Source organism: Jannaschia seohaensis, assembly GCF_900116765.1.
In the GTDB taxonomy this organism is placed as follows: domain Bacteria; phylum Pseudomonadota; class Alphaproteobacteria; order Rhodobacterales; family Rhodobacteraceae; genus Jannaschia; species Jannaschia seohaensis.
Genome location: NZ_UETC01000012.1, coordinates 1 through 26,589 on the forward strand (window position 1 = coordinate 1; position 26,589 = coordinate 26,589).

At 69.1% G+C, this 26,589-nt stretch carries 26 protein-coding genes; 16 read left to right on the forward strand and 10 right to left on the reverse strand.

What is annotated here, in order from left to right; translation table 11 throughout:
- The first annotated feature begins 336 nt into the window (after positions 1 to 336).
- The 4 genes from DTQ71_RS18110 (at position 337) to DTQ71_RS18125 (ending at position 4,595) form a co-directional block, all read left to right on the forward strand.
- On the forward strand, positions 337 to 1,731 hold the full coding sequence (locus DTQ71_RS18110; RefSeq protein WP_109565719.1) for a class I adenylate-forming enzyme family protein: 1,395 nt from the start codon (positions 337 to 339) through the stop codon (positions 1,729 to 1,731).
- A gap of 82 nt (positions 1,732 to 1,813) precedes the next feature.
- On the forward strand, positions 1,814 to 2,461 hold the full coding sequence (locus DTQ71_RS18115) for a DsbA family oxidoreductase (RefSeq protein ID WP_109565720.1): 648 nt from the start codon (positions 1,814 to 1,816) through the stop codon (positions 2,459 to 2,461).
- The gene (locus tag DTQ71_RS18120) at positions 2,458 to 3,384 is read left to right on the forward strand and encodes a GIY-YIG nuclease family protein (RefSeq protein ID WP_109565721.1); all 927 of its coding nucleotides are present in this window, start codon (positions 2,458 to 2,460) and stop codon (positions 3,382 to 3,384) included. Before DTQ71_RS18115 ends, DTQ71_RS18120 begins: the two co-directional genes overlap by 4 nt.
- Positions 3,381 to 4,595, forward strand: coding sequence for a multidrug effflux MFS transporter (locus tag DTQ71_RS18125; protein ID WP_109565722.1), 1,215 nt, complete (start codon positions 3,381 to 3,383; stop codon positions 4,593 to 4,595). The genes DTQ71_RS18120 and DTQ71_RS18125 overlap by 4 nt, the downstream gene beginning before the upstream one ends.
- Positions 4,596 to 4,598: 3 nt before the next feature.
- Here DTQ71_RS18125 and DTQ71_RS18130 read toward each other — a convergent pair whose 3' ends face one another.
- Entirely contained in the window at positions 4,599 to 5,009 is a 411-nt protein-coding gene (locus DTQ71_RS18130) for a low molecular weight protein-tyrosine-phosphatase (RefSeq protein WP_109565723.1), read from the reverse strand.
- A gap of 46 nt (positions 5,010 to 5,055) precedes the next feature.
- On the opposite strand from DTQ71_RS18130, the gene DTQ71_RS18135 reads away from it, so the two are divergent.
- The gene (locus DTQ71_RS18135) at positions 5,056 to 5,733 is read left to right on the forward strand and encodes an NAD-dependent deacylase (RefSeq protein ID WP_109565821.1); all 678 of its coding nucleotides are present in this window, start codon (positions 5,056 to 5,058) and stop codon (positions 5,731 to 5,733) included.
- 65 nt (positions 5,734 to 5,798) lie between these two features.
- Positions 5,799 to 5,948, forward strand: a complete 150-nt coding sequence (locus DTQ71_RS23610) for a hypothetical protein (RefSeq protein WP_170125492.1) — start codon at positions 5,799 to 5,801, stop codon at positions 5,946 to 5,948.
- 106 nt (positions 5,949 to 6,054) lie between these two features.
- On the opposite strand, the gene rpmB is transcribed toward DTQ71_RS23610, so the two are convergent.
- The 3 genes from rpmB to hemB form a co-directional block, all read right to left on the reverse strand.
- Positions 6,055 to 6,357, reverse strand: coding sequence for a 50S ribosomal protein L28 (rpmB, locus tag DTQ71_RS18140; protein WP_109565724.1), 303 nt, complete (start codon positions 6,355 to 6,357; stop codon positions 6,055 to 6,057).
- 111 nt (positions 6,358 to 6,468) lie between these two features.
- Complete coding sequence (meaB, locus tag DTQ71_RS18145; protein WP_109565822.1) at positions 6,469 to 7,449, reverse strand: methylmalonyl Co-A mutase-associated GTPase MeaB; 981 nt, start codon at positions 7,447 to 7,449, stop codon at positions 6,469 to 6,471.
- A gap of 121 nt (positions 7,450 to 7,570) precedes the next feature.
- The gene (gene hemB / locus DTQ71_RS18150) at positions 7,571 to 8,581 is read right to left on the reverse strand and encodes a porphobilinogen synthase (protein ID WP_109565725.1); all 1,011 of its coding nucleotides are present in this window, start codon (positions 8,579 to 8,581) and stop codon (positions 7,571 to 7,573) included.
- Between the two features lie 134 nt (positions 8,582 to 8,715).
- On the opposite strand from hemB, the gene DTQ71_RS18155 reads away from it, so the two are divergent.
- From DTQ71_RS18155 to mfd, 3 genes are all read left to right on the forward strand, one after another.
- On the forward strand, positions 8,716 to 9,234 hold the full coding sequence (locus DTQ71_RS18155) for a component of SufBCD complex (RefSeq protein ID WP_109565823.1): 519 nt from the start codon (positions 8,716 to 8,718) through the stop codon (positions 9,232 to 9,234).
- A gap of 91 nt (positions 9,235 to 9,325) precedes the next feature.
- Positions 9,326 to 10,018: a VPLPA-CTERM sorting domain-containing protein gene (locus tag DTQ71_RS18160; protein WP_109565726.1), complete on the forward strand. Its 693-nt coding sequence runs from the start codon at positions 9,326 to 9,328 to the stop codon at positions 10,016 to 10,018.
- 65 nt (positions 10,019 to 10,083) lie between these two features.
- Positions 10,084 to 13,581, forward strand: a complete 3,498-nt coding sequence (mfd, locus tag DTQ71_RS18165) for a transcription-repair coupling factor (RefSeq protein ID WP_109565727.1) — start codon at positions 10,084 to 10,086, stop codon at positions 13,579 to 13,581.
- A 124-nt stretch (positions 13,582 to 13,705) separates the two neighbouring features.
- Here mfd and DTQ71_RS18170 read toward each other — a convergent pair whose 3' ends face one another.
- Both DTQ71_RS18170 and ribB read right to left on the reverse strand, forming a co-directional pair.
- Positions 13,706 to 14,209, reverse strand: coding sequence for a 6,7-dimethyl-8-ribityllumazine synthase (locus tag DTQ71_RS18170; protein WP_109565728.1), 504 nt, complete (start codon positions 14,207 to 14,209; stop codon positions 13,706 to 13,708).
- 5 nt (positions 14,210 to 14,214) lie between these two features.
- Positions 14,215 to 15,330 (reverse strand): 3,4-dihydroxy-2-butanone-4-phosphate synthase, encoded by a 1,116-nt coding sequence (gene ribB, locus DTQ71_RS18175; RefSeq protein ID WP_109565729.1) that lies wholly within the window; start codon positions 15,328 to 15,330, stop codon positions 14,215 to 14,217.
- 72 nt (positions 15,331 to 15,402) lie between these two features.
- On the opposite strand from ribB, the gene DTQ71_RS18180 reads away from it, so the two are divergent.
- On the forward strand, positions 15,403 to 15,807 hold the full coding sequence (locus DTQ71_RS18180; RefSeq protein ID WP_109565730.1) for an NUDIX hydrolase: 405 nt from the start codon (positions 15,403 to 15,405) through the stop codon (positions 15,805 to 15,807).
- Positions 15,808 to 15,840: 33 nt separating this feature from the next.
- Here the strand turns inward: DTQ71_RS18180 and DTQ71_RS23615 are convergent, their stop codons facing one another.
- The 4 genes from DTQ71_RS23615 to DTQ71_RS18195 all read right to left on the reverse strand — a co-directional run bounded on the left by DTQ71_RS23615 (position 15,841) and on the right by DTQ71_RS18195 (position 18,295).
- On the reverse strand, positions 15,841 to 15,981 hold the full coding sequence (locus DTQ71_RS23615) for a hypothetical protein (RefSeq protein ID WP_170125493.1): 141 nt from the start codon (positions 15,979 to 15,981) through the stop codon (positions 15,841 to 15,843).
- Complete coding sequence (locus tag DTQ71_RS18185; RefSeq protein WP_109565731.1) at positions 15,982 to 16,431, reverse strand: hypothetical protein; 450 nt, start codon at positions 16,429 to 16,431, stop codon at positions 15,982 to 15,984.
- A gap of 83 nt (positions 16,432 to 16,514) precedes the next feature.
- A complete protein-coding gene (locus DTQ71_RS18190; protein ID WP_109565732.1) occupies positions 16,515 to 17,051 on the reverse strand; it encodes a hypothetical protein in 537 nt (178 codons plus the stop codon).
- Between the two features lie 305 nt (positions 17,052 to 17,356).
- A complete protein-coding gene (locus DTQ71_RS18195; RefSeq protein WP_109565824.1) occupies positions 17,357 to 18,295 on the reverse strand; it encodes an aspartate carbamoyltransferase catalytic subunit in 939 nt (312 codons plus the stop codon).
- 64 nt (positions 18,296 to 18,359) lie between these two features.
- Here DTQ71_RS18195 and DTQ71_RS18200 point away from each other — a divergent pair, with 64 nt between their 5' ends.
- The 6 genes from DTQ71_RS18200 (at position 18,360) to DTQ71_RS18225 (ending at position 26,579) form a co-directional block, all read left to right on the forward strand.
- Positions 18,360 to 19,277, forward strand: coding sequence for a polysaccharide deacetylase family protein (locus DTQ71_RS18200; RefSeq protein WP_281271250.1), 918 nt, complete (start codon positions 18,360 to 18,362; stop codon positions 19,275 to 19,277).
- Between the two features lie 32 nt (positions 19,278 to 19,309).
- The gene (locus DTQ71_RS18205; RefSeq protein WP_109565825.1) at positions 19,310 to 20,092 is read left to right on the forward strand and encodes a uracil-DNA glycosylase; all 783 of its coding nucleotides are present in this window, start codon (positions 19,310 to 19,312) and stop codon (positions 20,090 to 20,092) included.
- A 138-nt stretch (positions 20,093 to 20,230) separates the two neighbouring features.
- Positions 20,231 to 21,049: a glutathione-dependent disulfide-bond oxidoreductase gene (gene yghU, locus DTQ71_RS18210; protein ID WP_109565734.1), complete on the forward strand. Its 819-nt coding sequence runs from the start codon at positions 20,231 to 20,233 to the stop codon at positions 21,047 to 21,049.
- Positions 21,050 to 21,146: 97 nt separating this feature from the next.
- Complete coding sequence (gene moaB, locus DTQ71_RS18215) at positions 21,147 to 21,677, forward strand: molybdenum cofactor biosynthesis protein B (RefSeq protein WP_407066415.1); 531 nt, start codon at positions 21,147 to 21,149, stop codon at positions 21,675 to 21,677.
- A 73-nt stretch (positions 21,678 to 21,750) separates the two neighbouring features.
- Complete coding sequence (locus tag DTQ71_RS18220) at positions 21,751 to 23,208, forward strand: efflux RND transporter periplasmic adaptor subunit (protein ID WP_109565736.1); 1,458 nt, start codon at positions 21,751 to 21,753, stop codon at positions 23,206 to 23,208.
- Positions 23,208 to 26,579: an efflux RND transporter permease subunit gene (locus DTQ71_RS18225; RefSeq protein WP_109565737.1), complete on the forward strand. Its 3,372-nt coding sequence runs from the start codon at positions 23,208 to 23,210 to the stop codon at positions 26,577 to 26,579. Before DTQ71_RS18220 ends, DTQ71_RS18225 begins: the two co-directional genes overlap by 1 nt.
- The last annotated feature ends 10 nt before the right edge of the window (positions 26,580 to 26,589 follow it).

Genomic DNA, 26,589 nt, shown 5'->3' on the forward strand with positions numbered 1-26,589 from the left:
GCGGTCTTCGCCCACTTCAACGCCGACTTCGAGACCCAGGACGACATTCGCGGCCAGGTCGGCGCGACGCTGATCTCGGGCACGCCGGCCTACGGCGCCGACATCCACGCCCAGATCCGCGCGGAAGGCCTCGAAGACGAGTGATCCGCTAAACGCCTGCGCGGGCTTGCCCCCCGCCCGCGCGGGACACGCGGCGCGCGCCCGGTTTTTCTCTCTCTCTCTCTCTCTCTCCCCGGCAGCGCCCCGCGCATGCGTCCCCGTCCAGGCCACCGGCCCGGGCGGGGGCGCTCTGCTTGAGGGCTTTGCCCGAGCGGTGCCGGGCGGTAGCCCGTGGCCATGAGCTTCAATCTCGCCGCCTATGTCCTCTCGCCGGGCCGAGACCGACCGGATCATCCGGCCTTGATCGTCCCCGGTCGGGCCCGACTCCGCCATGCGGACCTGCTGCGCGCCGTCGCGGCGCGCGCGGGCGGGCTGCGCAAGCGGGGGCTCGCCCCTGGGGCCCGCATCCTGTTGCGGCTCGGCAATGAGCCAGATTTCCCCATCACTTTCCTTGCGGCCAGCGCCGCGGGGCTCGTTCCCGTGCCGACCTCCGCCCAACTGACCGCGCCGGAAATCGGCGCGTTGGCGGAGCGGATCGACGCCGCTTTGGCCGTCGCGGGCCCGGGCATCGCGCTCCCCGAGGGGGTGCCGGCCGTCGATGCGATGGCGCTCGATGACAGGCCGCTGCCGATGGAGGACTGGGCGGACGGGTCGCCCGATCGCTTGGGCTATATCGTCTTTACCTCCGGTTCGGGCGGTGCGCCCAAGGCGGTGGCTCATGCCCATCGCGCGGTTTCGGCTCGGGTTTCGATGCATGCGGGCTGGTACGGGTTGCGTCCGTCGGACCGGGTGATGCATGCCGGGGCGTTCAACTGGACGTATACGCTGGGCACGGGGCTGCTGGACCCTTGGACGGTTGGCGCCACCGCGGTGATCCCCGCGCCGGGCACCGAGGCTCAGGCGCTGCCGGGGCTGGTCGCGGCCGAGGGCGCGACGATCTTCGCCGCCGCGCCCGGCATCTACCGCCGGATGCTGCGCGCCGACTGGCCCGCGACGCCTGGCCTGCGCCACGGCCTGTCGGCGGGAGAGCGGTTGCCGCCCGCCCTGCGCGATCTCTGGCGGTCGCGCACCGGGACGGATCTGCACGAGGCCTATGGCCTGTCGGAATGTTCGACCTTCGTCAGCGGCTCCCCGGCGCGGCCCGCGCCCGAGGGAACCACCGGCCATATCCAGCCAGGCCGGTCGGTGCGGGTCGAGGGCGACCGGCTGATCGTGGGCGCGGACGATCCGGGCCTGATGCTGGGCTATTGGGAGGACGGCGCGCCGGAGCCGGTCCCGCCCGAGGGATTCGATACCGGCGACCGGGTCACCCAGAGGGCGGACGGAGCCATCGTGCATGAGGGACGGCGCGACGATCTGCTCAACCCCGGCGGGCATCGCGTCTCCCCGCAGGAGGTCGAGGCGGCGCTGGCCGACCTGCCGGTGGAGGAGATCGCGGTGGGCTGCGTCACGTTGGAGAGCGGCGCGACCGTCCTCGCCGCTTACTATGTCGGCGCGCCGCTGGACGAGGCCGTCGCATCCGCCCACGCTGCCGCCCGTCTGGCCCGGTACAAGCAGCCGCGGCTCTGGCTGCGGCGGGCGGCGCTTCCGCGAAATGCCAATGGAAAGCTGATCCGGCGCGACCTCGCCTGACGGAAACGCAGGGGCGGGCCTGCATGGGCGCACCTTTCCCGCGCGCGCCCAGGGGCATAGGGAAGAGGAAAGGAGCCCTTCCATGATCCAGCTCGATATCCTTTCGGACCCGATCTGCCCCTGGTGCCATATCGGCCGCGCCCATCTGTTCCGCGCTCTGGAAAGCCGGCCGGAGCATCCCTTCGCGCTGCAATGGCATCCGTTCCAACTGAACCCCGACATGCCGCCGGAGGGCATGGATCGCACCGCTTATCTGGAGGCCAAGTTCGGCGGGGCCGAGGGGGCCGCGCAGGCCTACGCCCCCGTGCGCGAGGCCGCCGCCGCCGCGGGGCTGGCCATCGACTTCGACGGGATTGCGCGCACGCCCAACACGCTCGACGCCCATCGCCTGATCCATTGGGCCGGGCTGGAGGGACGCCAGACGCCCGTGGTGACCGCGCTGTTCGAGGCCTATTTCGAGAAGGGCCAGGATATCGGGGACAGGGCAGTGCTGACCCGGATCGGGGCCGAGAAGGGGCTCGATGCGGGAATGCTGGAGCGGCTTTTCGCCTCGGACGCCGATGCCGAGGACATCCGCGCCCGCGACGCGCAGGCGCGCGCGCAAGGTGTGACCGGCGTGCCGACCTTCGTGATCGCGGGCCGTCACGTCCTGCCGGGCGCGCAGCCGCCCGAGATCTGGACCCAGGTCATCGACGAGATCGTCGAACAGCTCCGACGAGCGGAGGCATGACTACGGACGAGGCGTTCGGACGCACGATCCAGCTCTTCCTCGTCGATGGGAAGCCGACCGGCCTTCGCAAAGCGACGATCCACGGCTGGACCGGAGTTGTCTTCGTCGCCAGCCAATCGACCTTCGCGAAGCTCACCAGCCGTGACGAGGTGGACCGCACGGGCGTTTATGTCCTGACCGGACCCGACGCCGACAGGCAGGGCGGCACGCGCGTCTATATCGGCTCCGCGAATTCGGTGCGCGAGCGGATCAGGCAAAGCGCCGAGAAGCGCGATTTCTGGGAAAACGCCATCGCCGTGACGACCAGCGATGACGACCTGTCCAAGGGGCATGCCGAGTATCTGGAGGCGCGCCTCATCGAACTGACGGCGCGCGCGGGGCGCGTCGCTCTGGATAACGGCACCCAGCCGGACATCGGTCGGCGCAGGCTGCCCGAGGCCGACATCGCCAACATGGAGCAGTTCCTCTCCAACCTTCGCATCGTGCTTCCCGTGATCGGGCTGGACATGCTCAAGCCGCAGCCCCGCGCCGTCACGCAGACCGTCGCGCCGGCGGAGGAACGGACGACCGGCGATGTCCAGTTCGAAATCCGCCACAAGAGCGGGGTCCAGGCGACCGCCGTGGAACAGGATGGCGAGTTCGTCGTGCTGGAGGGATCCGAGGCGCTGACGGGAACGGGGTTCGTGCAGCAGGGCTACGGTGTGCTGAAAGACAAGCTGATCGCTGACGGCGTTCTGGTCCCGCATGGCGAAGGCAAGCTCCTCTTCGCCAAGCCCTATCCATTCAGCAGCCCGCCGGCCGCGGGGGCGGTGGTTCTCGACCGCAACAGCAACGGGCGGATCGAGTGGAAGGTGAAAGGTCACAAGCAGACCTACCACGACTGGCAGCAGGCGGAGGCCGCCCGGCGGGAGACCTCCGCATGAGCCCACCCACCCGCGCCCTCTCCCAGACGGAGTTCGTGGCCCTGACGGCGATGCTGATCGCCACCATCGCCTTCTCCATCGATTCCATGCTGCCCGCGCTGCCCGAGATCGGTCGGGAGCTTTCTCCCGATGCGCCCAATATCGCGCAGTTGGTCATCGTCAGCTTCGTCTTCGGAATGGGGGTCGGGACGCTCTTTGCCGGGCCGCTTTCGGATGCGTTCGGGCGCAAGCGGCTGATCCTGGCGGGCGCGGGGCTTTATTGCGTGGCGGCCATCGCGGCCGCCTTCGCGCAGTCGCTGGAGGCGCTGCTGGTCGCGCGGGTGGTGCAGGGGATCGGCGCGAGCGGGCCGCGGGTGGCGGCCCAGGCCATGGTCCGAGATCTCTACGAGGGGCGGGCGCAGGCGCGGGTCGCCTCCTTCATCATGATGACCTTCACCCTGGTCCCGGCCATGGCCCCGCTGATCGGGTCGTTCATCATCGCGGGCTTCGGGTGGCGCGGCGTGTTCGTGTCGTTCCTCTTCTTTGCCGGCATCTCCAGTTTGTGGCTGACCATCCGCCAACCAGAGACTTTGCCGCCGGAGCGCCGCCGCCCGCTGGATTTGCCGCGCCTGCGCGCGGCCTGCCGAGAGGTTCTGGGGATCCCGAATGTGCGCCGGGCGATCCTGGTGCAGACCCTGGTCTTCGGAGTGCTCTTCGGCACGATCAGCTCTATCCAGCCGGTCTATGCCGAGGCGTTCGGCCGGGCCGAGAGCTTTCCCTTCTGGTTCGCCCTCATCTCGATCCTTTCGGCGGGGGCCAGCTTTCTCAACGCGCACCTCGTGGGGCGGCTGGGCATGATCTGGCTGATCCGGCGGGCACTGGTGGCCCATCTGGCGGTGTCGGCGCTGCTTCTCGCCGGGTGGCCCGTCTTGTCCGAAGCGCTGCGCTTTCCGGTCTTTCTGCTCTGGCAGGTGGGCGCGTTTTCGCTGGCGGGCCTGACGATCGGGAACGTGCAGGCCATCGCGATGCAGCCGTTGGGCCATGTCGCGGGGATGGCCTCTTCGGTGATCGCGTCGGTCTCGACGATCGGGGCGGTGGCGCTGGCCGCGCCGATCGGGTTGACCTTCGACGGCACGCCCATTCCGTTGGTGGGCGGGGCGGCGTTCTGTGCGGCGACGGCGTTCTGGCTGGCCCTGTGTCTGGAGGAGGACCCGGTCGCCGCCGCGGCCTGAGCGTCAGCCGAGCCGCGCCACACCGGCCTCGACCAAGTCCAGGCAGCCCTGGAAATCCCGCGTGTAATAGGGGTCCGGCACATCCCTCGCGCCTAGGCCCGCCGCCTCCAGAAAGAGCTCGGCGGCATCGCCCCCGGCCATCGCCCGCAGGTCGCGCAGCACGGCGCGGTCCATCGCCAGAACTCTGTCGAAGCGGGTGAAATCCTCCGGCCGGACCTGTCGCGCGCGTTGTGCCGTGAGGTCCAAGCCGCGCGCCCGCGCCGCCGCGATCATCGGCCCATAGGGTGGGTCGCCCACATGCCAGCCGCCAGTGCCCGCGCTATCGATCTCCCAATCGGGAAAGCACGCCCGGGCGGCGCCCTCGGCGGCGGCGGAGCGGCAGATATTGCCAAGGCAGACGAACAGGATCCGCATGGCCGTACCCTAGCCAACCCGCGTCCCGCGCGCCATGCTGCTGCGCATGAACATCGTTATCTTATCGGGCGCCGGGCTCAGCGCGGAGCAGGGGCTGGGAACGTTTCGCGACACGGATGGGCTCTGGACGCGCTATCCGCTGGAGAAGGTCGCCACGCCCGAAGGTTTCGCCGCCGATCCCGCCCTCGTCCACGACTTCTACAACGCGCGCCGCGCCAATATGCGCGCCGCCGCGCCCGGTCCCGCCCATGAGGCGCTGGCCCGGCTCTCGCGCCGCGAGGGCGTGACGCTGGTCACGCAGAATGTGGACGACCTTTTGGAACGGGCGGGCGCGGCGCGTGTCATCCATATGCACGGGGAGCTCTCGCGCGCGCTCTGCCATGCCTGCGGGGCGCGGTGGGATGCGCCCGACGTCATGGCGCCCGACGATCCGTGCCCGGCCTGCGCCCGGTCCGCGACCCGGCCCGATGTGGTGTGGTTCGGCGAGATTCCATACCACATGGAAGAGATCGAGGCGGCGCTGGTCGCGGCGGATCTCTTCGTCAGCATCGGCACGTCGGGGACCGTTTACCCGGCCGCGGGCTTCGTGGAGCTGGCCCGAATGGCGGGGGCCGATTCGTTGGAGCTTAATTTGGAGGCATCCGGCGGCCGGTTCGACGAGGTGCGCGAGGGGCCAGCAAGCCGGATCGTGCCGGCCTGGGTTGCGCAAATCGACGGGGAATGACAGCTTTCCGGCTGAACGGCTGACCCAACCCCAATCCTCGTCTGCCAACAGAAAGGACAAATTCCATGGCCACGCCCCTCATCCTCATTCTGCTTCTCGGTCTGCTGGCCCTGTCTGTCTACATGCTGATGCAGGCGACTGCCGCGGCGGAGAAGCTGGCGCCTGCCCCGAGCGAGGCCGAGGCCAGCCCCTCCGAGGGCGACGCGAGCAGCTGACCCCAAAAGCGGCAGCTGACCCCAAAAGCGAAAGGCCCCCGCGAAAGCGAGGGCCTTTTAGCTTGGTGACGGATGGGGCTGGCGGTGCGCGCGCTGCCCCGACCGATCAGGCCTCCAGGGCGGCGGCGGTGTCCGTCGACTTCTGGATGTCACGCTTGATCTTGAGCGCCTTGGGCGACAGGTCCGAGTCCTTGGCCTTGGCAAGGAAAGCGTCCAGACCGCCACGGTGATCGACGGTGCGCAGCGCGGCCGCGGAGATGCGCAGCTTGAACGCCCGGCCCAGCGCCTCGGATTGCAGCGTCGTGTCGTTCAGGTTCGGCAGAAACCGGCGCTTGGTCTTGTTATTGGCGTGGCTGACATTGTTGCCCGACATCGGGCCTTTTCCGGTGAGCTCGCAGACGCGCGACATGGGGCACCTATGTGGATCAGGGTTCTAGAAAAGGGAGCGGAGCCGTAAACGGCCCCGCGGTCGCGCCCGTCTAAGGGGCCGGGGCCAAGCCGTCAAGCGCATAGGCGGGTCCTAGCCCGCCTTCATCGTTTCGAGCATCTCCGCGGCCGCCGCTTCCGGGGCGCGCTCTCCGGCGGCGACGGCCTCCGCCAGCTCGGTCATCCGCGCGCGGACCTGCGGGTCGCGCTCAAGCCGGGCGAGCAGCCCTTCGCGCACCTGTTCGGCGAACCAATGAGAGGCTTGCGCGGCGCGGTTGGCCTCCCAGTGGCCGCTCTCCCGCCGCCAGGCCGTGAGGGTCTGCATTTCCTCCCAGGCGCGGTCGAGCCCCTCGCCGGTAACCGCCGAGACGGGCAGGGCCTTGGGAAAGCCCTGCGGATCCTGCGGCCGCTTGCGCAACAGGCGCAGCGCACCGGCATAGTCGGCCACGGTCCGGGTGGCGGCGGATTTCAGCTCGCCATCGGCCTTGTTGACCAGAATCAGGTCCGCGATCTCCATGATCCCGCGCTTGACGCCTTGCAACTCGTCCCCTCCGGCCGGCGCCAGGAGCAGCGTGAAGAGATCGCACATCCCCGCGACCATCGTCTCGGACTGGCCCACGCCCACCGTCTCGATCAGCACCACATCGACGCCGGAGGCCTCGCAGAGGCTGACCGCCTCGCGCGTGCGCCGGGCCACGCCGCCCAGATGGGCGGCGGACGGGGAAGGGCGGATGAAGGCGCGCGGATCCCGGCTCAGCCGTTCCATCCGCGTCTTGTCACCCAGGATCGATCCGCCGGTGCGGGTAGAGCTGGGGTCGACGGCCAGCACGGCCACGCGCTTGCCTTCCCCCGTCAGCTTGAGGCCGAAAGCCTCGATGAAGGTCGATTTGCCGACGCCGGGCGTGCCCGACAAGCCGATGCGCAGCGCCTCGCGCCCCGCGCTGCGGAGCGCATCGAGCAGAGCGGCGGCGCGCGCGCGGTGATCGGCGCGCGTGCTCTCGACAAGGGTGATCGCGCGGGACAGGGCGCGGCGGTCGCCAGCCAGCAGCGGCGCGAGGAGCGGATCGTCGGTCATGGGGCGGGGCATGCCGGAGGCGCCAGGGCCAGGCAAGCCGCTGGCAGGGGCGGGGAGATCCCCGCCCTACGGCGCATCGGACGCTGCGTAGGGCGGGGATTCCCCCGCCGCTGCCCTCGCCTCATTCCCAGCCCGCCCGGATCAGCGCCGCCGCTTCGGGCGCGAAATAGGTCAGCACTCCGTCGCACCCGGCTCGGCGGAAGGCCATCAGGCTCTCCATCATCGCCTTCTCGCCGTCGATCCAGCCATTGCCGGCTGCGGCCCGGATCATCGCGTATTCCCCCGAGACCTGATAGGCGTAGGTCGGCACGGCATAGGCGTCTTTCACCCGGCGGCAGATGTCGAGATAGGGCATGCCCGGCTTGACCATCACCATGTCGGCGCCTTCGCGAATGTCCCGGGCCACGGCGCGCAGGGCCTCGTCGGCGTTGAGCGGGTCGAGCTGGTAGGTCTTCTTGTCGCCCTTGAGCGCTCCAGACGCCCCTACCGCGTCCCGGAACGGCCCGTAGAAGGCCGACGCGTATTTCGCTGCGTAGGACATGATCGTGACCTGACCGTGCCCGGCCTCCTCCAAAGCGGCGCGCATCGCGCCGATGCGGCCGTCCATCATGTCCGAGGGGCCCAGGATATCGGCCCCGGCCTCAGCCTGGGCCAGGGCCATCTTCACCAGCGCTTCGACCGATTCGTCGTTCAGGATGATCCCGTCGCGCACGTAGCCGTCATGGCCATCGGGGTTGTAGGGATCGAGCGCGATATCGGTCATCACCGCGATGTCGGGCACCGCGCGCTTGATGCCGCGAATGGCGCGGTTGGTCAGGTTCTCGGGGTTCCAGGCCTCGGCGCAGTCCGGTGTCTTCACGCTGTCGTCGGTATAGGGAAAGAGGCAGATCGCCCGGATCCCGGCCGCATGGGCCTCGGCTGCGGCCTCGACGGTCAGGTCGACCGAGCGGCGGATGACGCCGGGCATCGACGCGACCTCCTGCGTGACGCCCTCGCCGTCGCAGAGAAAGACGGGCCAGATCAGGTCGTCGGTCGAGAGCCGCTCTTCGCGCGCGAGGGCGCGGAGCGCGGGCGTGCGGCGCATCCGGCGCGGGCGGGAGAGGGGAAAGGCGGGAGGGGTCTGGTTCGTCATGATGCACCTGTGCGACACCCCGGATGGGTCGCATGGGCGCGGGCCGCGTTCAAGCGCCCCCGCCCTTGCGCCCGGCGGGGCGGCAGGCGACACCGGAATTCGAAGAAGACACGAGGCGACAGAGCCCCTTGGACATCACCATCCTCGACACCGCGCTGGAGGTCATCGACTTCCGCTCGTTCTCGAACCTTTGGTTCTGGATCGCGCTGGCGGCTCTGTGGTCGACGGCGTCTCACTGGGTGGTGGGCGTCCCGTTCGATCTTGTGCGCCGCGCCGCCCGGGGCAATGCTCAGGCGCTGGAGGACATGGTCGTGTTGGCCAACATCCAGGCGCGGCGCCTTTTGTTCATCGCGGATGCGACAGGGCTGCTGACCACGGCGCTGACCTTTTTCGTGGTCACGACGCTGGCGCTGCTGGCCTTCCTCTATTGGATCGAATTTGCCCAGGCGCTGCTTTTGCTGTTCCTGCCGATGATGATCGTGGGCTGGCTGACGCTGCGGACGGCGCGCAAGATCGAAGGGCTCGATCCGGTCGATCTGGGCAATCTGCTCGCCCATCACCGGCGCATGGTGCAGGCCGTGGGCGTGGTGGCGATCTTCGTGACCTCGATGTTCGGCATGTGGATCAACATGAACCACAGCGCGCTGGGCTGACGGGCAGAGCCGCCCGGGGCAGAATCGCGCTTAACGCGGTGCTGATTTTTCGACGAAGTTCCGCGATCGTGTCTGATCATGGAGGATCACGATGCCCATGCCCGCCCATCTGGGTTCGTTCTTGTTCGTCGCGACCGTTCTGTGCGCCGCCGTGGCCCAGGCCGCGACCGTGACATACTCGGATCGCACGACCTTCCTGGCGCAGCTTTCGGCGTCGGACACGGACACGTTCGACCGCGCCGTCTATGCCTCTGGGGATGTCGGCTCCCTGGTCGATTTTGAAAGATACAGCGACGCGGGCATGAGCGCCGTTCGCGGAGAGACGGATTTCGCTTCGACCGGTTTCTCCGACCTCCACTATGTCGGCCAGGTCGTGGCGGGCTTGGATTCTGCCTACTGCGCGGGATGCAACGGGTCTTTCCGCCTTGGGTTCACGACGACCTCCCTCGGCACGACGCAAGGTGTCGGCGGCGTGGGCGTCACGATAGACCGCAATTCGTCGATTTTGTCCTACGACGCCTTCGTGACCTTCGGCGACAACAGCACCGCGACTTACGACCTTGGAACCGGCGGAAGGTTCTTCGGTATCGCGTCAGACAGTCTGGTTCAGTCGATCCACGTCACCCAAGCTAGCGGGCAGCCGACAACAGACGCGTCCAGTGGCTTCGTCATCGATGACCTGACCATTGGCACCCTCGCACCGGTCCCGCTCGGCCCGGCGCTGCCGCTGATGCTGTCGGGGATCGGCGCGCTGGCTTTGATGCGCCGCCGCCGCGCGGCCTGACCGGGCGCGGCGCGGCGCGGGTCCGCTGCCGTTGACACCGGCGCGGGAGTCGTTACCTGACCGCGATGCCCGACAGCGCCGCTCCCGAGACCGAAGCCGACACCGCCCGCCGCCCCCTCCCCGCCGGTCATATCCGCGCGGGGGGCGCGCCCGAAGGGTTCGATGCCCGCCTCGTCCTGCGCGAGTTGGAGCGCGGCAAGCCGGTCGTCCATGTCGCCCGCGACGACAAGCGGGCCGAGGCGATGGCCGCCGCGCTGCGCTTCCACGCGCCCGGAACCACTCTCCTGCGCTTGCCCGCCTGGGACTGCTTGCCCTACGACCGGGTCTCGCCCGCTGCCGAGATCAGCGCGGCGCGCATGTCCACGCTGACGGCGCTGGCCCATGGGCTTTCGGGTAAGTTCGTTCTGCTGACCACGCTGGCCGCGGCCACGCAGCGGATCCCGTCGCGCAAGACGCTCAAGGGCGCGGGCTTCGCCGCCCATGTCGACCAGCAGATCGACGAGGCCGCGCTGCGCGACTTCCTGGTGCGCATGGGGTTTACCCAGACCCCCACCGTGATGGAGCCGGGCGACTGGTCGCCGCGCGGCGGGATCATCGACATCTGGCCGCCGGGGCAGCCCGCCCCCGTCCGCCTGGACCTCTTCGGCGACGTGCTCGACGGCTTGCGTCGCTTCGACCCCGCGACGCAGCGCACGACCGAGCAGCTCAAGGCGATCGAGCTCGCTCCCGTCTCCGAGGTCATCCTCGACGGCCCCGCCATCACCCGCTTCCGCCAGACCTACCGGATCGAGTTCGGCGCGGCGGGCACCGACGATCCGCTCTATGAGGCGGTCACGGCGGGGCGGAAGGCGCAGGGGATCGAGCACTGGCTCTCCTTCTTCCAGGCGGATCTGGAGACGCTGCCCGACCTTTTGCCCGACGCGAGCTGGGTCATGGACGACGCCACCCCCGCGCATCACGCGGAGCGATGGACCCAGATCACCGACATGTATGACAACCGGCGCGAGGCGATGACCGCCAAGGGCCGGGTCGATTCGGTCTACAAGCCCGCGCCGCCCGACGGGCTCTATCTGTCGCCCGACGCGTTCGACGCGGTGCTGGCGGACAAGCGCGTGCTTCACCTGTCGCCCTTCGCCGCCGCGCCCGGGCCGGGCGTGATCGACGCGGGCGGCCGCGTCGGCCGCTCCTTCGCGCCGGAGCGGCAGCGCGACGACGTGAACCTGTTCGAAGTGCTGGCCGACCACATCGCCGAAAAGCGCGCCGAGGGTGCGGTCGTCATCGCCTCCTATTCCGGCGGCGCGCGGGAGCGGTTGCAGGGCCTCCTGGAAGATCAGGACGTCGCGGGGGCCAAGCCGATCCGCGCCGCCGCCGACGTCGCCAAGGGTGAGCTCGGACTGGCCATCTGGCCGCTCGACCGGGGCTTCGAAGGGCCCGCGGGCGACACCCGCCTCACCGTTATCTCCGAGCAGGACGTGCTGGGCGAGCGGTTGATCCGCGGCAAGAAAAAGAAGCGCCGGGCCGAGAACTTTCTGACCGAGGCGCAGACCCTGTCGGTCGGAGATCTCGTGGTTCATGTCGACCACGGCGTCGGCCGCTTCACCGGGTTCGAGACGGTCACGGCGGCCGGGGCGCCGCATGAATGCCTGGCGCTGGAATATGCCGGCGGCGACCGGCTCTTCCTGCCGGTCGAGAATATCGAACTGCTCAGCCGCTACGGCTCCGAAGAGGGGCTGCTCGACAAGTTGGGCGGTGGGGCGTGGCAAGCCCGCAAGGCCCGCCTGCGGGAGCGTATCCGCCAGATCGCCGAGCGTCTGATGCGGATCGCGGCCGAGCGGGCGCTGCGCAAGGCGCCGATCCTGGAGGCCCCGCACGACATGTGGGAGGGCTTCGCCGCGCGCTTCCCCTACGAGGAGACGGACGACCAGCTGCAAGCCATCGAGGACGTGGCGACCGATCTCGCCTCCGGCACGCCGATGGACCGGCTGATCGTCGGTGACGTGGGCTTCGGCAAGACCGAGGTGGCGATGCGCGCGGCCTTCATTGCGGCCACCTCCGGCAAACAGGTGGCGGTGATCGCGCCGACGACGCTGCTGGCCCGCCAGCATGCGAAGTCGTTCCAGGACCGGTTCCGGGGCCAGCCGATCACGGTGCGGCAGCTCAGCCGCTTCGTCTCCGCCAAGGAGGCGGCCGAGACCCGGCGCGGCATCGCCGAGGGCACCGTCGACATCGCGATCGGCACCCATGCCCTGCTGGCCAAGCAGGTGCGGTTTCACGATCTGGGCCTGCTGGTCATCGACGAGGAGCAGCATTTCGGCGTCACCCACAAGGAGCGCCTCAAGGAGATGCGCTCCGACGTGCATGTTCTGACGCTTTCGGCCACGCCGATCCCGCGCACCTTGCAGATGTCGCTGACCGGCGTGCGCGACCTGTCGGTGATCCAGACCCCGCCCGTCGACCGTCTGGCCATCCGCACCTATGTGTCGGAGTTCGACGCCGTCACCGTCCGCGAGGCGCTGTTGCGGGAGCATTATCGCGGCGGGCAGTCCTTCGTCGTCGTCCCGCGCATTTCGGACCTAAGCGAGATGGAGGCCTTCCTGCGGGAGCAGTTGCCGGAACTCTCCTATGTCATCGCTCACGGGCAGCTGGCGGCGGGCGATCTCGATGAGCGGATGAACGCGTTCTATGACGGGCGCTACGATGTGCTGCTGTCGACCACGATCATCGAGTCGGGCATCGACATCCCCACCGCCAACACGATGGTCATCTGGCGCGCCGACATGTTCGGCCTGGCGCAGCTCTACCAGATCCGGGGTCGGGTCGGGCGCTCCAAGGCCCGCGCCTATGCCTATCTGACGACCAAGCCCAAGGCCAAGCTGACCCCCCAGGCGGAGCGGCGGCTCAAGGCGCTGGGCTCGATCGACGCGCTGGGGGCGGGCTTCAACATCGCCAGCCAGGACCTGGACCTGCGCGGCGGCGGCAACATCGTCGGCGAAGAACAGTCGGGTCATGTGAAAGAGGTCGGGTTCGAACTCTACCAGTCGATGCTGGAGGAGACGATCGCCAAGCTGAAGGCGGGCGATGCGGGGCTGGCCGATGCCCTGTCCGACGACTGGTCGCCGCAGATCGCACTGGGCGTGCCGGTGCTGATCCCCGAGGAGTACGTGGTCGATCTGGATGTGCGCCTGGGCCTCTACCGCCGCCTGTCGGGGCTGGAGAAGAAGGTCGAGTTGGAGGGCTTCGCCGCCGAGCTGATCGACCGGTTCGGACCGTTGCCCCGCGAGGTGAACGTGCTGATGCGGATTGTCCGGATCAAGGCGATGTGCAAGGCGGCCGGGATCGAGAAGCTGACTGTCGGCCAGAAGGGCGCGACGGTGGAGTTCCACCAGGGCAAGTTCGCCAATCCGGCGGGGCTGGTGGAATTCATCCAGGGGTGGAAGGGCGCGGCTCAGATCAAGGGCGACAAGATCGTCATCCGCGCCGAGGCGAAGACGGAGGCGGAGCGGATCAAGGGCGCATTCTCGATCGCCAAGGATCTGGCCGTGGCGGCGCGCGCAAAATCGTAGGCCGGCGCGTGCGGCCGGCCGGGGGAGGGGGGCTCTGCCCCCCGTCCGGCAAGCCGGACTCACGCCCCGAGGTATTTGCGGCAAGGTGAGGGGCGTTAACCTTCGTTGAGGAAGGGTTGACGGATCAGGCGGGCTTGCCGAAGCCGATATCCGTCGGACCTTTCTTGAGCGCGCGTTGCAGGTGGATCAGGTGCAGCGCCGCCTGCGCCGCGCCGCCTGCCGTGTCCAGCCGCTCCGCATCGGCGCGTTCCACGGCCTGTTCCATGTTCTCGACGGTGATAATGCCATTGCCGATGCAGGCGCCGCCGAGGCCCAGGGTCGCGATGGCCCGCGCGCTTTCGTTCACGACCACGTCGTAATGCGAGGTCCGGCCCCGGATCACGCAGCCCAGCGCGACATAGCCGTCATAGTCGGCCTGGCGGTGGGCCATCGCGATGGCCGTCGGCACTTCCAGCGAGCCGGGCACTTCGATCGTCTCATGGGTGGCGCCCGCGCGTTCGATCACGGCGCGGGCGGAGGCGAGCTGTGCCTCGGCGATCGCGGTGTAATAGGGGGCGATCACGATCAGAACCTTGGGCGCCTCCTCGAAGACGGGCAGGGCCATGTCGTTGTCGGAATGTCCGGCCATGGGGCTTACTCCTTGGGGATGGGGCGGGTGCCGACGATGCTGAGCCCATAGGCTTCCAGCCCGACAACGCGCGGGGCGCCGGAATTGGTGATGAGCTCCAACTCGTGCAGGCCCAGCGCGGCGAGGATCTGGGCGCCGAGCCCGTAGCGGCGCAGCTTTTGCGGGGACACGCCGCCGGGGTCGAGCTTCATCTCCGTGTCGCGTAGCAGGACGACGACGCCGCGCCCTTCCTCGGCGATCACCCGCATCGCGCCCGACAGGTCGCTGTCGCCGATGCCCAGCGCATCGGCCAGCGGGTCCATCGCGTGCATGCGCACGGGGACCGGCCCGGTCGAAATGTCGCCCTTGGTCAGCACGATATGCTCTGCCCCCTGGGTCTCGTCGGTGAAGACCCGCATTAGCCACTCGCCGCCGATCCGCGCGGTCACGGGGCGCGAGTCGGTTTGGTTGACGAGGTTGTCGTGGCGACGGCGGTAGGAGATCAGGTCGCTGATGGTGCCGATCTTCAGCCCGTGGCGCTGGGCGAAGGCGATCAGGTCGGGCAGGCGGGCCATGGACCCGTCCTCCTTCATGATCTCGCAGATCACGCCCGAGGGGTTCAGCCCCGCGAGGCGCGAGATGTCGCAGGCGGCCTCGGTATGGCCCGCGCGGACCAGCACGCCGCCGTCCCGGGCGCGCAGCGGGAAGACATGGCCCGGCGTGGCGATGTCCTGCGGGCCCTTGGTCGCGTCGATCGCGACGCTGACGGTGCGGGCGCGGTCATGGGCGGAGATGCCGGTGGAGACGCCCTCCCGCGCTTCGATGGAGACGGTGAAGGCCGTCTCGTGGCGCGAGGAGTTGTTGGAGGCCATCAGCGGCAGGCCGAGCTGATCGATCCGCTCGCCGGGCAGGGTCAGGCAGATCAGGCCGCGCCCCTCGCGGGCCATGAAGTTGATCGCATCGGGCGTGGCCATTTGCGCGGGGATGACGAGGTCGCCCTCGTTCTCGCGATCCTCGTGATCCACGAGGATGAACATGCGCCCGTTGCGCGCATCCTCGATGATCTCCTCGATGGAGGAGATCACTTCGGCGTTCTCCCGCTCGACGGGGCCGGGAGATTCGAATGGGATTGGGTCGGCCATGGGCACCTCCGTGTCCGGGGCATGTAGCGGGCGCGGGCCGTCTGTGCCAGGGCTGCCGAAGGAGGTGACGCGATGGAGCGACCGAAACTGGGCGCGCTGGCGGTTGTGCCGCGCGACGGGTCCGTCCTGCTGGTCAAGCGGGGCAAGGCGCCCAACAAGGGGATGTGGGGATTCCCCGGCGGCCATGTCGAATGGGGCGAGACCGGGCTGGAGGCCGCGGCGCGCGAGCTTTGGGAGGAGACCGGCGTCGAGGCCCGCGCGCGGCGCTATCTGGGCTGCATCGACGTGATCGAGCGGCAGGCGGGGGCGGTGGCCTGGCACTATATGCTGGTCGCGGTGCTCTGCGACTGGGTCGATGGCGAGCCCGTCGCGGCGGATGACGCGGAGGAGGCGCGCTGGGTCGATCCCGGCGGCATGGACGGGCTGTGGCTGTCGGCGAATGTGGACCGGGTGGTTCGCTGGATCCCGAAAACGTGACCCCGGTTCGAGCCGCCGCGCGGGCCGATCCGCCTAAAAGCGCCGCCTGAGCCCCACCGTCAGGGCATTGGAGCCCGCATTCGTCGGAAACGCCCCGAACCCGTCCGACCGGTGATGCAGGCGCAGGACGCCCTCCGTCTCCGTCCCCGGAAGGTCGAAGCCGATCTCGTCCATCTAGTAGAACAGCGTCTGGGTGGTGTCGCCATCGTCGTCGATCTCGACCGGGGGCTTCTCGCTCGCCCAGGACAGGCCGAGGCCGAAGGCCAGCGATCCGATCGCCGGCAGAGGTTGACCGGCCCGGTCATAGCGGACCACCAGCGGGGCGTTGAGTTCGAGTTGGTCTTGCTGGCCGAAATTCTTCACCACCTGCACCTCGTAACCCAGGCTGAGTCGGCCGCGGTGGAACAGGTCCTGTCCGACGGCGAGGCCGACAAGACCGGACTCGATGAACTCCGCATCCCAGACCAGGATCGCCTCTTCCCAGACGTTATCGGTCATCGCGCCGGCGAAGGCCGTCACGATAATGTCGGACTCCGCCTTGGCCGGGCTCGACAGCGCGACGGCCAGAACCGGCAAGACGGCCACGAGGCGAGGCGCCAGTATTCCGATCCCATGTCTCAGCATGTGCAGTCTCCCCATCGCAGACGGGTCCAAGACTAGAGGCGCACGCGCCGAGGGACCAAGCCGCAGTGGCGTCGCGGGCTGGCTTAGCTGCGGCGCCGAGCGCGGAGTAGACCCAGGGCGAGCGCGGAGAGCGCCAGGAGCGGCAATGACGCGGGCAGCGGCACTTCCGCGGAGTCGAAGATGAAATTCACGGTCGCGCCGGTGGTCGTGTAGGTCACATTCGGTCCCACCCCGAGCGTGCCGAAACTCTCCCCCGGAAGGTCGAGCGTGAAGGAGAGCGCCGCGCTGCTCACATATGTGTCTGACACGGCGAGGACTGGCGAACCACCAAGGAAATACAGCCCGAAAATGTCACCGGTCCCGGGAGCCGCTCCGATGGAGCTTGCGGTGCCAAAGGGTGTGAACGGATCGGCCGAGAACAGGTTCGCGCTACCCGATGACCCAGCCCCGATCGCGCCCCCCTGTGGGTTCATCCCATGGATATGAGCAGACGAACCATTCAGCGTCATAAGCGACGTGTCCACGGACCCGGAGCCAATAACGGAAACGCCGGTTCCCGTTTCGGTAAAGACGATATCTACGACACTGGCGTCCGCTGCCGTCATCGACAGCGCCATCATCGCGGCAGAATATACTATGGTTCGCATTCGTTACCCCCGTCACGGCACTCGGTCCAAAACGCCTGCGCCAAGTCTGTCCCATGCGCGTCGTTCCCGAGCGCGCCGTTCCGAGAAAAACGCTGCCGTATCTGGCGCGTATGCGCAACACCTCTCACCGCGAGCCGTTCTATTCCCGCCGCCAGAGTTGCTAAGGACACAGTATCCAAGGCCCGAAGGCATGGACCGATGGCCAAGCGCTTCGGTCAGGGACGCTGTCGACAATGCGCAGGGTGCCCCCGTCTCTCGGGGCAGGCCAAGCCTCTCCCTCAGATCGATGCCGCCTCCCTCCGCGCCGCCGCCAGGAGATCCATGGCCGCCATCCGCACGGCGACGCCCATCTCCACCTGCTCCTGGATCACCGAGCGGTTGATGTCGTCGGCCAGCACCCCGTCGATCTCCACGCCGCGATTCATCGGGCCGGGATGCATCACGATGGCGTCCGGCTTGGCATGGGCCAGCTTGGCGGCGTCCAGGCCGAAGCGGTGATAATATTCGCGCTCCGACGGGATGAAGGCGCCGTCCATCCGCTCGCGCTGAAGCCGCAGCATCATCACCACATCGGCGTCCTTGAGCCCCGCCGCCATGTCGTCGGTCACCTCGACGCCGAGCGCGGCCGCCTCCGGCGGCATCAGAGTGGGCGGGCCGACCAGGCGCACGCGGTTCTCCATCTTGCCCAGCAGGATCAGGTTCGACCGCGCCACGCGGCTATGGGCGATGTCGCCGCAGATCGCGACCGTCAGCCGGTGTAGCCGCCCCTTGGCCCGCCGGATCGTCAGCGCGTCGAGAAGGGCCTGGGTCGGATGCTCATGCCGCCCGTCCCCGGCGTTGAGCACGGCGCATGTCACCTTTTCGGCCAGCAGGTTGACGGCGCCCGCATGGGGATGGCGCACGACCAGCAGATCGGGGCGCATGGCGTTGAGCGTGAGCGCGGTATCGATCAGCGTCTCGCCCTTGGTGAGGCTGGAGGCCTGCATCGCCATGCTCATCACATCCGCGCCCAACCGCTTGCCCGCGATCTCGAAGCTCGCCTGGGTGCGGGTGGAGTTCTCGAAGAACATGTTGACCTGGGTCAGCCCGGCCAGCACCGGCTCGGGCCGTATTCCGGCGCGAGCGCCTTCGGCGTAATGCTGGGCCCGGTCCAGGAGGGCCGTGATCTCCAGCGGGTGAAGCGGCTCGATGCCGAGCAGGTGGGGGCGGGTGAACATGGGAGGCTTGTGGCCCTGCTTCGCGGCGGCGATCAAGCCCCGATCCGTCGCAGCCGCTTGACAGGTGCGGCCCGGGTGCCGCCGATGCTGGCCCAGGGAGGGCCCGGCCATCGACATCGCATTCACCATGGACGATCTTCCGCTCTGGCCGCAATCCGACCCGCCCGAAGGGTTCACCGCGGCCGGCATCGTCGCCGATATCCAACGCGCATTGAAGGCGGCGGGGATCGCGGGCGTCTATTCCTTCTCGAATTCCTGGCCTCTCGAGCGCGACCCCTCGCTCGCCAGGATCCTCGATGCCTGGGTCGCGGACGGGCACCATGTCGGCAATCACACCCATGCGCATCTGCAATTGCCGCAGGTCGATGCCGCCACGTTCATCGCCGATATCGACGCGGCCGAAGAGAGGCTTGCGCCGTGGCTGTCGCAAGCGCCCCGGCGGCTGTTCCGCCATCCGCTGTGCCATTGGGGCGAGACACGAGAAAAGCTCGACGCGGTGAACGCCCATCTCGCGCGGCGCGGGCTGACTGCCGTCGACGTGACCACGTTCAGCTACGAATGGGTGTTCAACCGGGCCTGGCGGGCGGCGCGCGAGGCGGGGGACCGCCGGGCCGAGACCTGGGTCTGCGACGCCTTCCTGGCCTTCGCCCCGGCCCAGATGCGCCATGACCACGCCACCGCCGCCGCGTGGTTCGACACCCCGGTCGCAAGCATCGGCCTCGGCCACAACGTGCCCTTCTTCGCGATCATCGCCGAGGATTATTTCGCGGCGCTCCTCGGGGCAGGGGCCCGGTTTGTGCCGCTCGATGCGGCCTTGTCGGGGCCGGTGCAGGCGGCGACGGGCTCCGTTCCCTCGGCTGCCTTCCTCGTCATCCAGCAGAAACTGGCGCTGGAGGCCGGGGTGCCGCTTCCCAAGATCGCGCCCGATCAGGAGGCGCGCTTCGCCCGTGTCGTCGAGATGGCGGGCGACCGATCCGACTAGCATCGCGGATGCCGTTTCCCTACATCCATCGCATGACAGACCCGTCCCCCTCCGCCCTGCGCGCTGCCCTCGAATGGCAGATCGAGATGGGCGTGGACGCGGCGATCGACCCCCATCCCGTCAATCGTTTCGCCCTGCCGGAGCGGATGCCCGCCCCCGCCCGCGCCGCCGAGCCCCTGCCCGCGCCGCAAGCGGCGCCGGCCGCGACCGCCTCCGATCCCGTCGCCGAGGCCGAGCGGATGGCCGCCGCCGCCGACAGCCTCGCCGCCCTGCGCGATGCCATGGCCGCCTATCCCTGGTGCGATCTGCGGCTCGGCGCGCGCAATCTCGTCTTCTGCGATGGCAACCCCGCCGCCCGCGTCATGATCATCGGCGAGGCCCCGGGGCGGGAGGAGGACCGCCAGGGCAAGCCCTTCGTCGGCCAGGCGGGGCAATTGCTCGACCGGATGCTGGCCGCGATCGAGATGGACCGTGCAAGCGACGATCCGGACCGCGCCGTCTATATCACCAACGTCCTGCCCTGGCGCCCGCCCTCCAACCGCGACCCGGAGCCGGGGGAGGTCGCGATGATGCTGCCCTTCCTCAAACGCCATGTCGCTTTGGCGGCGCCGCAGATCCTGGTCTGCATGGGCAACCATGCCTGCGGGGCGGTTCTCGGCCGCCGTGGGATCACGCGCTTGCGCGGCAAATGGACCGAAGGCTTCGGCCTGCCCGTCCTGCCGATGCTCCACCCCGCCTATATGCTGCGCCAGCCGCTCGCCAAGCGCGACGCCTGGACTGACCTGCTGGCCTTGAAGGCGCGTCTGCGGCACTAACGGCCGGACGCCGGCCGCGGGCAGGGCGCCGATCTCTCCGCCAGAGGGGGTGGCCTGTTCTTCTTCTGGCCATAAATACTCCGGGGGTCCCGGGGGCAGAGCCCCCGGTCCGACAGAACAACGAAGGACCGACCGCATATGACCTACGAGCCGCCGAAAGTCTGGCAGAACACCCAATCCGGCGGGAAGTTCGCGTCGATCAATCGTCCGGTGTCGGGCCCGACCCATGACAAGGATCTGCCAGTCGGCGCGCATCCCTATCAGCTCTACTCGCAGGCCACGCCGAACGGCGTGAAGGTGACGATGCTCTTCGAGGAGCTGATCGAGGCCGGCTACCCGGTGGAATACGACGCCTGGCTGATCGACATCGGCAAGGGCGAACAGTTCTCCTCGGGCTTCGTCGACGTGAACCCCAATTCCAAGATCCCCGCGCTCTTCGACCGCACCGACGGCGCCAATGTTCGCGTCTTCGAGAGCGGCGCGATCCTGCTGCACCTGGCCGAGCGCTATAACGCCTTCCTGGGCGACAGCCGGCCCGAGATGCTGTCCTGGCTGTTCTGGCAGATGGGATCCGCGCCGTTCCTGGGCGGGGGCTTCGGTCATTTCTATGCCTACGCGCCGGAAAAATACGAATACCCGATCAATCGTTACGCGATGGAATCGAAGCGCCAACTCCATGTCCTGGAGGAGCGCTTGCAGGAGGTGCCCTGGGTCGCGGGCGAGAGCTATTCCATCGCCGACATGGCGATCTGGCCCTGGTATGGCCAGCTCTGCCTCGGGCGGCTCTATAACGCGGCGGAGTTCCTTTCCGTCTCGGACTATCCGCATGTGATGGAATGGGCCGAGCGGATCGACGCCCGCCCCGCCGTGCAGCGCGGGCGGGCGGTGAACCGGATCTCCGGGGATGACGATGCGCTGAAGCTGCGGGAGCGGCACTCGCGGGACGACTTTAAATAGGGATCGAACCGGGCTTGCGCCCGGTCCGACCCGCCGGGGGGCTTTGCCCCCCGGACCCCCCAGGATATTTGGACAGGGAAGAAAAATGGGGGTGCGCATGTCCGATCGATCTTTCCTGCCGTGCCGGATCGCAGTCTTGACCGTGTCGGACACCCGCACGCCGGCGGACGACCGCTCCGGCGACACGTTAGTCGCGCGGTTGGAGCAAGCGGGCCATATCTTGGCCGACCGGGCGATCTGTCCCGACGACCGCGCTGCCATTGGCGAGCATCTGACGCGCTGGATCGAGCAGCCGGAGGTCGATGTGGTGATCTCGACCGGGGGCACCGGCCTGACCGGCCGGGACGTGACCGTCGAAGCGCATCGCGATGTCTACGAGAAGGAGATCGATGCCTTCGGCACGGTTTTCACGATCGTCTCCATGAAGAAGATCGGCACCTCGGCCGTGCAGTCCCGCGCCTGCGCGGGTGTCGCGGGCGGAACCTATCTCTTCGCGCTGCCGGGCTCGCCGGGGGCCTGCAAGGACGCCTGGGACGAGATCCTGGTCCATCAGCTCGACTACAGGCACATGCCCTGCAACTTCGTCGAGATCATGCCGCGGCTCGACGAGCATCTGCGACGGAAATGACGCGCACGAATGTGTGACTTTGGATAACCTGAGCCCTGACCCTATCTGACGGGGGCCACCCTCCGGAGTCCTTATGCGTTTCCTCGGCCGAAGCCTGACCGCCCTGTTCCTCGCCGCCCTGACCCTGGCTCTCTTCGCCTGGGCGGGGCAGATCGTCTACACCGCCCGCCAGGCGCAGGAGGAGGACGGCCGTCGCAGCCCCCCGGTGCGCGAGCGGGTGCTGGCCGCCAATGTCGTGACCGCCGAGCCGCAGGAGATCGTTCCCGTCCTGACCGCCTTCGGCGAGGTTCGGGCCCGGCGTGTGCTGGAGCTGCGCGCGCCCGTGGGCGGCCGGGTGGTGGAGCTGGCCGACGGCTTCGAGGAAGGCGGGCGGGTCGAGGCCGGGCAGGTGCTGATGCGGATCGACCCCGCTTCGGCCGAGAGCGCGCTGGCCGTCGCCCGCGCGGACCTCGCCGGGGCGGAGGCCGAGGCGCGGGACGCGGCGCGGTCGCTGGAGCTGGCCCGCGCGGAGCTGGCCGGGGCCGAGGCGCAGCGCGACCTCCAGGCCCGGGCCTTGCAGCGGCAGGTCGATCTGAGCGCGCGAGGCGTGGGCGCCGCCGCGACCCGGGAGCAGGCGGAACTGGCGCTTGCCAGTGCCGAGCAGACGATCCTGACGCGGCGCGGCGCCGTGGCCTCCGCCGAGACCCGCGTGGACAGCGCCGCGCTTGCCATCGACCGCGCACGCATCGCCCTGGCCGAGGCGGAGCGCGACGTGGCCGACCGGGTGCTTGAGGCCGAGTTCGCGGGCACCCTCTCGGAGGTTTCGATCCAGGCCGGGGGGCTCGTCTCGGCCAACGAACAGGTCGCGTCGCTGATCGACCCGACCGATCTGGAAGTGTCCTTCCGTCTCTCGGCGGCGGAGCATGCGCGTCTGTTGGACCGCGACGGCGCACTGGTCGGCGCGCCGGTCGCGGCGGTGCTGGACGTTCTGGGGCTGGACCTGGAAGCCACCGGCCGTATCACCCGCGAGGCGCCCGCCGTGGGCGAGGGGCAGACGGGCCGCGTCGTCTTCGCCAAGCTGGAGGGCGCGCGCGGCTTCCGCCCCGGCGATTTCGTCCGGGTCGCGGTCGAGGAGCCGGCATTGGCCCGGGCGATCCGGCTTCCGGCGACGGCGCTCTCCGCGCAGGGGCACGTCCTCGCCTTGGGGGAAGACGACCGGCTGGAAGAGGTTGAGGTCACGCTGCTGCGCCGGCAGGGCGATGACGTGATCGTGCGGGGGCCGCTTGCAGGGCGGGATGTGGTGGCCACGCGGACGCCGGTCCTGGGGGAAGGCATCAAGGTGCGCCCGCTGCGGCCCGGATCCGCCGAAGAGACGCCCGCCGGGCCCGAGATGGTCGCGCTCGACCCGGAGCGGCGTGCCCGGATCGTCGCCTATATCGAGGGCAACACCCGGATGCCCGGCGACGTCAAACAGCGCCTGCTGACGCAGCTTGAGGCGGACGAGGTGCCCGCCGCGGTGGTCACGCGCATCGAAGGCCGGATGGGCGGCTGATGGGCCTCCTGGGCTACTTCACGCGTCACCGCACCATCGCGAACCTGCTGATGGTGCTGATGGTCGCGGCGGGCATCGCCGCCATCCCCAACATGCGGGCGCAGTTCTTCCCCGATGTGGTGGTCGAGGACGTCACCGTCTCCGTCCGCTGGGAGGGGGCGGGCGCCGAGGACGTGGATCTCGGCATCGTCCAGCTGCTGGAGCCGGCCTTGCTTGCCGTCGACGGCGTCGCCGATAGCGACGCGGAGGCGCGGGAGGGCCGGGCCTCGATCCGGCTGGAATTCGAGCCCGGCCGTGACCTGACGACGGCCGCCGACGATGTGCAGGCCGCGGTCGACGGCGTGACAGGCTTGCCCGAGGGGATCGACGACCCCGAGGTGCGGCAGGCGCGCTGGTTCGACCGGGTCACGGATGTGATCGTCACGGGGCCTGTGGGGCCGGACCAGATCGCCCGTATCACGGACGAGTTCGTCGCGCGCCTTTTTGAGGCGGGCGTCACGCGGACCTCGATCCGGGGCGTGGCCGCGCCGGAGGTGGTGGTCGAGGTGCCGACCGCCAACCTCCTGCGCTACGACATCACCATGGCCGAGATCGCGCAGGCCATCGAGGGTCAGGTCCAGGCCGATCCCGCGGGCGACGTGCAGGGGGCGAACGCTCGGGTGCGCACCGGCTCCGCCCGGCGCGAGGCGGCGGATATCGCGGCGATCGTCATCCGCCGGGACGCCGCGGGCGCTGCCCTGACCGTGGGCGACGTGGGCCGGATCGTCGCCGAGGGCGTCGACCGGGAGCGCGCCTATTTCGTGGGCGCGAACCCCGCCATGTCCGTCCGCGTCGACCGCACCGCCGAGGGCGACGCCATCGCCATCCAGTCCCAGGTCGAGGCGGTGGCCGAGGCGGTCATGGCCGACGCGCCCGAGGGCGTGACCATCGACCTGATCCGCACCCGCTCCGAGGCGATCACGGGCCGGATCGGCATCCTGCTCGACAACGCGCTGCTGGGGCTGGCGCTGGTCGTGGGCCTGCTGTTTCTGTTCCTGAACGCCCGCACGGCCTTCTGGGTCGCCGCGGGCATTCCCGTTGCGCTGACCGCCTCTATCGCGCTGATGTGGGCGGCGGGGCTGACGATCAACATGATCTCGCTCTTCGCGCTGATCATCACGCTGGGCATCGTGGTGGACGACGCCATCGTCGTGGGCGAACACGCGGATTTCCGGGCGCGCAGGCTGGGCGAGGCCCCCTTTGACGCGGCCGAGAACGCGGCGCGGCGGATGTTCACGCCCGTCTTCTCGGCGACGCTGACCACGATCATCGCCTTCTTCGGCCTCGTCGCTATCGGCGGCCGATTTGGCGACCTGATCGCGGACATCCCTTTCACCGTGATCGTGGTGCTGATCGCCTCGCTGGTCGAATGCTTCCTGATCCTGCCGCACCACATGGCCGGGGCGCTCAAGCATCGCGCGCGGGAGGCGTGGTACGATTGGCCCTCGCGGACCGTGAACCGCGGCTTCGACTGGGTGCGCGGGACGCTGTTCCGTCCCTTGATGCGGCTCTGCATCTGGGCGCGCTACCCGGTTCTGGCCGGGGCCTTTGTGCTGCTGGCCAGCCAGGCCGCGCTGTTCCTGAGCGGCGAGGTGCAGTGGCGCTTCTTCAACGCGCCCGAGCGGGGCTCCGTCACCGGAAACTTCGCGATGGCCGACGGCGCCACCCGCGAGGACACGCTGGCCCAGATGCGGGAATTGCAGCGCGCCACGCGCGAGCTGGGCGAGAAATACGAGGCCGAGTATGGCGTCAATCCGGTCGCCTTCATGCTGGCTGAGATCGGCGGCAATTCCGGCCGCTCGCTGCCCTCGGCCGAGGACAAGGACCCGGACCAGCTGGGCGCCATCTCGATCGAGCTGATCGACGCCGATCTGCGGCCCTATTCCTCCTTCCAGTTCGTCGGCGAGCTTCAGGACGCCGCGCGCCAGCTGCCGTTGACGGAGGAAATCAGCTTTCGAGGCTGGCGCTCCGGCCCCGGGGGCGACGCGCTCTCGGTCGAATTCACGGGCGCCGACTCGACCACGCTGAAGGCCGCCGCCGAGGCGCTGAAGCAGGCCGTCGCGCGGATCCCCGAGGTCTCCGGCGTCGAGGACAGCCTGCCCTATGATAAAGACGAGCTGATCCTGGAACTGACCCCGCAGGGCGAGGCGCTGGGCTTCGACATCGACGCGCTGGGCCGCACCCTCCGGGACCGGCTGGCGGGGATCGAGGCGGCGACCTTCCCGGTCGGCCCTCGCACCGGCGCCATCCGGGTCGAGCTGCCCGAAGGCGAGATCCGCGCCGACTTCCTCGAAACCATGCGCCTGACCGCGCCCTCGGGCGGGGATGTCGCCTTGTCGGATATCGTGACTGTGCGGGTCCAGTCCGGCTTCGCCACCATCGCGCGGCAGAACGGGGTGCAGGTCGTCTCCGTCTCCGGCGACATCACCCAGGACGACGCCGCCCGCGCCAACGCGGTGCGGGCCCAGATCGCCGACGAGATCCTTCCCGAAATCGCCGCGGTCCATCAGGTGAACTACACGCTTGGCGGCCTCGCTGAGCAGGAGCGCGACTTCCTGACCGACGCGACCGTGGGCCTCGTGGCCTGCCTCCTGGGCATCTATCTCGTACTGGCCTGGATCTTCTCCAGCTGGACGCGCCCGGCCGTGATCATGGCCGTCATTCCCTTCGGCCTGATCGGCGCGATCTGGGGGCATTACGTCTGGGAGGTGCCGCTCAGCATGTTCTCGGTCGTGGGGCTGATCGGGATGACCGGGATCATCATCAACGATTCGATCGTGCTGGTGACGACCGTGGACGAATATTCCAAGGAGCGCGCCCTGATCCCCGCCATCGTCGACGCGGTTTGCGACCGTCTGCGCCCGATCCTGCTGACGACCCTGACCACGGTGCTGGGCCTCGCCCCACTGCTCTACGAGACATCGTCCCAGGCGCAATTCCTGCGGCCGACCGTCATCACGCTCAGCTACGGGCTGGGCTTCGGCATGGTGCTGGTGCTCGTGCTGGTCCCGGCGATCCTGGCCATGGGCCACGACATCGGGCGGGCGGCGTCGGCGCTGCGCCGTCTGCTGAAGCTGCCCGGGCGGGGCAGGGGACGCGGCGTGGGGCTGGCGGGGCTGGTGCTCGGCGCCGTCATCGTCAATTGGGGCTTCGTGACGCTGGGCCTGACGCTGATCGAGGGGCAGCCCCTCGGCCCGCTGGGCCAGATCATCCCCGCCGGAGTCCCGGCCGCCTTCGCCGCGTTCCTGGCGGGCACGGCGGCGCTGCTGCTGGCGGCCTGGCTGGTCGGCGCGGTTCTGCTCGCGCGCCGCCGCAGGCCTGCCCGCGCATGACGGTCCTTCT

Coding starts and splice junctions, on each gene's coding strand:
- DTQ71_RS18110 (WP_109565719.1), top strand. CDS start 337: ATGAGCTTCAATCTCGCCGCCTATGTCCTCTCGCCGGGCCGAGACCGA.
- DTQ71_RS18115 (WP_109565720.1), top strand. CDS start 1,814: ATGATCCAGCTCGATATCCTTTCGGACCCGATCTGCCCCTGGTGCCAT.
- DTQ71_RS18120 (WP_109565721.1), top strand. CDS start 2,458: ATGACTACGGACGAGGCGTTCGGACGCACGATCCAGCTCTTCCTCGTC.
- DTQ71_RS18125 (WP_109565722.1), top strand. CDS start 3,381: ATGAGCCCACCCACCCGCGCCCTCTCCCAGACGGAGTTCGTGGCCCTG.
- DTQ71_RS18130 (WP_109565723.1), bottom strand. CDS start 5,009: ATGCGGATCCTGTTCGTCTGCCTTGGCAATATCTGCCGCTCCGCCGCC.
- DTQ71_RS18135 (WP_109565821.1), top strand. CDS start 5,056: ATGAACATCGTTATCTTATCGGGCGCCGGGCTCAGCGCGGAGCAGGGG.
- DTQ71_RS23610 (WP_170125492.1), top strand. CDS start 5,799: ATGGCCACGCCCCTCATCCTCATTCTGCTTCTCGGTCTGCTGGCCCTG.
- rpmB (WP_109565724.1), bottom strand. CDS start 6,357: ATGTCGCGCGTCTGCGAGCTCACCGGAAAAGGCCCGATGTCGGGCAAC.
- meaB (WP_109565822.1), bottom strand. CDS start 7,449: ATGACCGACGATCCGCTCCTCGCGCCGCTGCTGGCTGGCGACCGCCGC.
- hemB (WP_109565725.1), bottom strand. CDS start 8,581: ATGACGAACCAGACCCCTCCCGCCTTTCCCCTCTCCCGCCCGCGCCGG.
- DTQ71_RS18160 (WP_109565726.1), top strand. CDS start 9,326: ATGCCCATGCCCGCCCATCTGGGTTCGTTCTTGTTCGTCGCGACCGTT.
- mfd (WP_109565727.1), top strand. CDS start 10,084: ATGCCCGACAGCGCCGCTCCCGAGACCGAAGCCGACACCGCCCGCCGC.
- DTQ71_RS18170 (WP_109565728.1), bottom strand. CDS start 14,209: ATGGCCGGACATTCCGACAACGACATGGCCCTGCCCGTCTTCGAGGAG.
- ribB (WP_109565729.1), bottom strand. CDS start 15,330: ATGGCCGACCCAATCCCATTCGAATCTCCCGGCCCCGTCGAGCGGGAG.
- DTQ71_RS18180 (WP_109565730.1), top strand. CDS start 15,403: ATGGAGCGACCGAAACTGGGCGCGCTGGCGGTTGTGCCGCGCGACGGG.
- DTQ71_RS23615 (WP_170125493.1), bottom strand. CDS start 15,981: ATGGACGAGATCGGCTTCGACCTTCCGGGGACGGAGACGGAGGGCGTC.
- DTQ71_RS18185 (WP_109565731.1), bottom strand. CDS start 16,431: ATGCTGAGACATGGGATCGGAATACTGGCGCCTCGCCTCGTGGCCGTC.
- DTQ71_RS18190 (WP_109565732.1), bottom strand. CDS start 17,051: ATGATGGCGCTGTCGATGACGGCAGCGGACGCCAGTGTCGTAGATATC.
- DTQ71_RS18195 (WP_109565824.1), bottom strand. CDS start 18,295: ATGTTCACCCGCCCCCACCTGCTCGGCATCGAGCCGCTTCACCCGCTG.
- DTQ71_RS18205 (WP_109565825.1), top strand. CDS start 19,310: ATGACAGACCCGTCCCCCTCCGCCCTGCGCGCTGCCCTCGAATGGCAG.
- yghU (WP_109565734.1), top strand. CDS start 20,231: ATGACCTACGAGCCGCCGAAAGTCTGGCAGAACACCCAATCCGGCGGG.
- moaB (WP_407066415.1), top strand. CDS start 21,147: ATGTCCGATCGATCTTTCCTGCCGTGCCGGATCGCAGTCTTGACCGTG.
- DTQ71_RS18220 (WP_109565736.1), top strand. CDS start 21,751: ATGCGTTTCCTCGGCCGAAGCCTGACCGCCCTGTTCCTCGCCGCCCTG.
- DTQ71_RS18225 (WP_109565737.1), top strand. CDS start 23,208: ATGGGCCTCCTGGGCTACTTCACGCGTCACCGCACCATCGCGAACCTG.